Origin of the sequence: Salinivibrio sp. MA427, assembly GCF_001996115.1 — a bacterium.
Taxonomy (GTDB): Bacteria; Pseudomonadota; Gammaproteobacteria; order Enterobacterales; family Vibrionaceae; genus Salinivibrio; species Salinivibrio costicola.
On record NZ_MUFH01000470.1, the window covers coordinates 1 to 1,299 of the forward strand.

The 1,299-nt window shown below is 48.3% G+C and carries 1 protein-coding gene; it reads left to right on the forward strand.

Going from position 1 to position 1,299, the window contains the following annotated elements; translation table 11 throughout:
* Positions 1-44: 44 nt before the first annotated feature.
* Positions 45-1,292 (forward strand): aromatic amino acid transport family protein, encoded by a 1,248-nt coding sequence (locus BZG79_RS15660; protein WP_077774871.1) that lies wholly within the window; start codon positions 45-47, stop codon positions 1,290-1,292.
* The last annotated feature ends 7 nt before the right edge of the window (positions 1,293-1,299 follow it).

The window sequence follows — 1,299 nt, forward strand, 5'->3', positions numbered from 1 at the left end:
GTACTATGCAACCGCACAAAATATTATAACTAAGAGAGTTTGACGTGAACCAGACTATAGATATCTCCTCAAAAAGTGTATCGCACCGTTGGACCCAGCATGACACCCATTGGGCGCTTAGCTTGTTTGGAACCGCGGTCGGTGCCGGAATTTTGTTTCTACCCATTAACCTAGGAATGGGGGGCTTTTGGCCGCTGATTATTATGGCGGTACTAGCGTTTCCGATGACGTATATGGCGCACCGGGGTCTAGCGCGCTTTGTATTATCGTCGCGTCACAACGATGCCGATTTCACCGATGTCGTCGCAGAACATTTCGGCGCCAATGTCGGATGTATGATTTCGATGCTGTATTTCCTCTCTATTTTCCCCATTTTATTGATATACGGCGTTGGGCTGACCAACACGGTTGATAGCTTTTTAGTCAACCAACTGGGATGGGTATCACCAAATCGCGTGTTGCTGTCGGGTGTACTAGTCGCTGGTATGATTGCGATCATGTTGGGTGGTGAACGCCTGATGCTGCGTGCGTTCGCGGCGATGGTTTATCCGTTGGTTGCCATTCTGGCGTTTCTGTCTTTTTATCTTGTTCCATCGTGGCAAACGCCTAATCTCAGTTTACCGCCGATGGGTGAGCTGGGTATGAGTCTTTGGTTGGCGGTGCCTGTGGTGATTTTCTCGTTTAGCCATGCAGCGGCGATTTCTAGCTTTGCCAACATTCAGCGCCGGCATTACGGCGACGAGGCTCAAGGTAAGTCAGAGCAAATTCTTAAACGTGCCGGTATTATGCTGGTGGCTTTTGTGTTGCTGTTTGTGTTCTCGTGTGTGTTGACACTCACCCCAGCACAAATGGCAGAAGCAAAAGCACAAAATGTGTCTGTATTGTCGTATCTTGCTAATGTCACCCATAACCCGTTTATTGGTACCTTGGGGCCTTTGGTTGCTTTCATTGCGATTACTTCATCGTTTTTGGGACACTTCCTTGGCGCGCGTGAAAGTTTGAACGGCTTGGTGACGAAGCACAGTAAACTCACTTACAAAAGCGCCGACAAACTGGGCGTCATCGTGATGTTTTTTGCTATTTGGGGCTGTTCCGTGATCAACCCCAGTATCCTTGACATGATGGGTGCATTGTCTGGGCCTGTGATTGCGATGATCTTGTTCATTATGCCAACGGTTGCCGCTTACAAGGTCAAAGCCCTGGCGCAGTATCGTGGGCAAGTAGGTACTTACTTTATCTTCATCACAGGGATGCTTGCGATATCAGCATTGCTTTATAACCTGATGGGCTAATTAAGTA